The sequence below is a fragment of the Clostridium sp. LS genome (assembly GCF_002760435.1).
Lineage (GTDB): Bacteria > Bacillota > Clostridia > Clostridiales > Clostridiaceae > Clostridium.
Window position 1 is genome coordinate 1 of the sequence record NZ_AUUU01000037.1, and the last position, 4,523, is coordinate 4,523.

Genomic DNA, 4,523 nt, shown 5'->3' on the forward strand with positions numbered 1-4,523 from the left:
AAGTCTTTCAGCTCCTACATTAAGCATTTCTTGGCTAAAGTCTACACCAATAACTGTAGTATTTTTTCCTACTGCTTTACATTCATGATTTATCATTTGCCCTGTGCCACAGCATAAGTCTAATACTTTTTGTTCTTCTTTAATATTGCATATTTTTATCGCTTTTCTTCTCCATAGCTTATCAATATTTAAAGTTAATATTGAATTTAACATATCATATCTCTTTGCAATAACTGAAAAAATCTTCTCTACATCTGTTATATTTGTTTCTGCCATCTCTAACCACCTCACATTCATTTATAAGTATTTACCTAACTAAACTCTATATGTATATTTTCATCATAACAATGAATAAATGTTGTAACAATAATTACAGAAACTGTTAAAGAAAAGGGCCTTAAAACCCTATTCTTTAACTTGAATTTTTCATTTACTATATTCTTCGTACATCTTACACACCAAAACTTTACATAGAATCAATTTAATTATTAATTACATACGCATTGCCATAGGTAATGAGAATAACATTATATTAACTACTGCAAGCAATACTAAAAGAACAGTATATACTATTGTTGTGCTAACTGTCTTTGATTCATAATTGTTCTTAGAAATTTTATATACAGTATATATTGAACCAAGAGTTCCTATTCCTATTAATATAAATTGAAGTGCTTGTATTGTTGGATCATCAAGAATAGCTGTAGACGCATTATGCATTTCAACTCCAAATAATCCTACAAATGTATAAAAAACAGATTTTCCTTCCGCTAGCAAGTGGAATAAATTATGAGCTATATGAGCAGCCATATCTAATGGTATGATTGCATATCCATACTTCGTGAAATTTTCTTTTAATGAAGCTTTATTGAATATTTTTGCAACTAATCCTGTTATAGATAATAGTGCTACTGGTATAGCCATAGCTATAATAAATGTAATAGTAAAAGTAATAGCATAATTTTGCGTTCCAGTTACATTTTCAAGCCATGCTAAAATTCCATCCCATATTTCTAACATTGTAATATTTTGTACAAATACTATACCCATGATTACAACAGCTAAAAATGATGCATCTAATCTTGGCTTTCTTATAAACCATAATTCTTTTGTAGGTACACGTAATGATATTTTAATTGAATTGTTAGGACAATTCTTTACACAATTACCACAGAAATTACATTCTGCATTGTCTTCCATAGTTTTTGGAAATTCAAACATTGGACATCCTTCTGCCCTTTCAGTTCCTTTATAACAATGTGCAGCTGTACATTTAGCACATATATCTTTTGTTCCACGTAATTGTAACATACCTGCTCTAGAATAATTTCCAGATAATCCTCCTAGGAAACATAGATATCTACACCATGTTCTACGCTCCCAAAATGCACCTGAAAATATTACTCCAATTGTAATAAGTAAAAGCAATGTTCCAGAACCTCTAGGTGATTCAACAACACCAAAAACATGATCACTCCAAGTAATAGCTAAAAACATTGCATCTATAAGCCATACACCATATTTTCTTAAAAATTTAGGTACTGTTTTTTTGCTTCCTACAAATTTTTGAACTACATCACTTAACGCACCAAATGGACATATAGTACACCAGAATCTACCTGTCAAAAATAATAATATAGGAAGGATAGGCCACCATAATACCCAAGTTCCTGCTGTCCCAAAATTATCATGAGCCTCACTAGGACCTGTCAGTAATTCAAATACGATAAATGCAAATACTATTCCTACAAGTAATTGAAATATTCCTGGATACCACTTACTTTTCATAAAGCTCTTAAGTATTTTATTGTCTAATAAATTATTTTCTGTTTGCTCTTGCGATGACTTTGTTTCATCACTAATTTTCTTGTCCAATTTTGGCATTAAACTGTCACCTCCATTCTTTTTCTTTATTTACTACTTTTTTTCTTTACAGCAGCTACTACGATTATTACTGCTACTATTCCTACAAATCCACCTATAACAATCCAGTTTGGACCTGCACTTGCTACATCAACATCAAATTTAATATCCTTCTTCTCACCATTTACCATAACATTAGCTGTAACAGTCCATTTACCTTTATCAGTAAAATCTATATTACCCATGTATTGACCATTTCCACTACTTTCTAATACTGCTTCAATTGGCTTTGACTTATCCATATTCATGCTACCCATGTCTGAACTCTTGTCCATTTCTGCACTAATTTTAACATCAGCATTTTGAATTTCTTTATTATTACTATCATGTAATGTAACCATCACATCATTCTTACCAGTTTTAACTTTGTTATCTTTATTAAAAGTTAATTCTGCATTTATCCCATTCGAATTTTTTTCTGTTCCTTGTCCCATATCCATGTCGCCCATACCAGCAGCAAAAGCTGCTGTAGACAGACCTAAAGTAAGAATTATACTTAATATTGCACCTCTAATTGTTTTTTTTTTCATTGTTAATTAAACTCCCTTCGTTATTGCGTCTAAAGACTTGATTTTTTATATTATTTTTTAAATTGTTTTGTGTAATTTATTATCTATTATGTTTCTTTTTCCAATATGATATAATTAACTGATCAATCCCTATTTTATAAGCGTTTGCTCCAGCTGCCATTAGAATTATAGCTGCAGTATATAGAATTGGATTAGTACTAGTAGTACCAGCTAATAAATAATTTAAATTCATAAATGCTCCACCAATCAAACCTGCTATAGTAAAAGCTCCAAATATTAAACTAATACCAACAAGAAGTTCTCCAGCTGGCACAATGTACGTAAATGTGCCAGCATTCGGCAATGCAACATTTTCAACGAATTTTGCATACCACCATTGCACTGATGGATGATCCCCAGATGATTTAGCTAAAGCTCCCTTTAAAAAACCTGTTATTGCCACACCAGCTTGACTACCTACCCATGTTGGATCTTGGAATTTTTCTATAGCTGGAACTATCCATTGATAACCCAGCCATATACGTAAAATAGTCCATACAGGAACTAAATATTTATTCCCAAAAACTCTCATTGTAATATCATCTCCTTTGTAATATTTATTATAATTTCAATATTAAGCATTTTTTGTCTTATTATTTAGAAGATTCAAGTACATAATTTAAAAGACTGTTCAAGCTATCCTTATAAACTGAAGGCTCTAATTCTTTAATTTCTTGTTCAGCTTTTAAAGCAAACTCTTTAGCATTTTCAACTGTGATATTATTTTTAATTGCGTTAAGATCACTGTCTGTACAATCATCAATAATTTGATATACCATTCCTAAATTTAGGCCGTAATTTTCTAATGCAGTAATTTCTTCTTCTTTTGCTTTAACTGTTTTTGCTCCAAGTTTACAGCAGGCAGCCATAAATGATGCAGTTTTACCTTCTATTATGCTAAAATAATCCTGTTTTGAAATCTCATGATTTTGAGCTTGATCAATTTCAGCTATGCACATCTTTTCAATAACTTCTGTAATAACCTCTTCTGCATCTTTCGTTGGTAGTTTTAATAATATTGAAAATGCTTTAGCATAAAAAGCATCTCCTGCCAGAACTGCTACCTTCCTACCATATATATTATTTAACGTCTTTTGACCTCGTCTAAATAAATCATTATCAATTATATCGTCATGAACTAAACTAGCACTATGTATTAGCTCAACAGCTACACATAAATTAATTAATTGAACTCTTTCCTCTATAGTCATTTTAGGATTTATAGCTTTAGCTGAAAGTATTATCAAACTAGGACGAAGATATTTTCCTGAAACTTTAAAAAAATATTCAAATATCTCTTGAGTTGAACCCGAACTGAAATCTTTCCCAATATTTTTTAAAATCATTTCAACTTCATAAAGCTCTTTGCTTACTGCATTTTTAGCTTCTATAAAACTTGACATGACCTCACCACCTCTCAAAAATCTAACATCTAAATATAATTATTTATTTTAATTTTTATATAATTGAAACACTGTTCTTAATAAAGTATACAAATAATATGTGTAGAAATTATGAAGATAATTTAAAAATATTCAAAATCATAATTACTTTTGACATGTTAGATGATGTAATTCAGATTTAATAAAGAGCTCCAATAAAAATTTTGATTTTTATTGGAGCTCTTTATGACTTTATAATATTTTATTTACTTTTAATTCAGTCACTCACAGACTTTATCAATTACTATAACTATCCTTGAACAAAATAAAATGTAAATATAGACGCTGCTATTAATGAAACTAAAATAATTACTGAAGTTGTTAATTTCAATTTATCCTCTTCTACATAAATCCTATCGTTTCCTGTAGTTCTCTTGGACAGCAATACATAAACAACTAATCCAATAATAACTAAAATTAAACTTAATAAATGTGAAATTGAAAAAGGTCCCCATATAACTGGATTTATTCTAAAAAATTCCACAATGCCTCTTATTATGGCAAAAGCAATTAAGTAAATTACAAATAACTCACCTTCAAACTTTTTCTTATAACTTCTTCTCCATAGAACTATGAATAATATATAATC

At 29.7% G+C, this 4,523-nt stretch carries 6 protein-coding genes; all 6 read right to left on the minus strand.

What is annotated here, in order from left to right; genetic code table 11:
* On the minus strand, nt 1-276 hold a 276-nt coding region (locus COL3_RS09260), incomplete at its 3' end, for a class I SAM-dependent methyltransferase (RefSeq protein WP_143327533.1).
* A gap of 216 nt (nt 277-492) precedes the next feature.
* Complete coding sequence (locus COL3_RS09265) at nt 493-1,884, minus strand: 4Fe-4S binding protein (RefSeq protein ID WP_008427085.1); 1,392 nt, start codon at nt 1,882-1,884, stop codon at nt 493-495.
* Between the two features lie 26 nt (nt 1,885-1,910).
* Entirely contained in the window at nt 1,911-2,453 is a 543-nt protein-coding gene (locus tag COL3_RS09270; protein WP_008427083.1) for a FixH family protein, read from the minus strand.
* Between the two features lie 79 nt (nt 2,454-2,532).
* Entirely contained in the window at nt 2,533-3,024 is a 492-nt protein-coding gene (locus COL3_RS09275; protein WP_008427082.1) for a DoxX family membrane protein, read from the minus strand.
* Nucleotides 3,025-3,085: 61 nt separating this feature from the next.
* Nucleotides 3,086-3,895 (minus strand): polyprenyl synthetase family protein, encoded by an 810-nt coding sequence (locus tag COL3_RS09280; protein ID WP_008427081.1) that lies wholly within the window; start codon nt 3,893-3,895, stop codon nt 3,086-3,088.
* A gap of 289 nt (nt 3,896-4,184) precedes the next feature.
* Nucleotides 4,185-4,523 (minus strand): prolipoprotein diacylglyceryl transferase family protein (locus tag COL3_RS09285; RefSeq protein ID WP_143327534.1); only part of this gene is annotated, 339 nt, incomplete at its 5' end.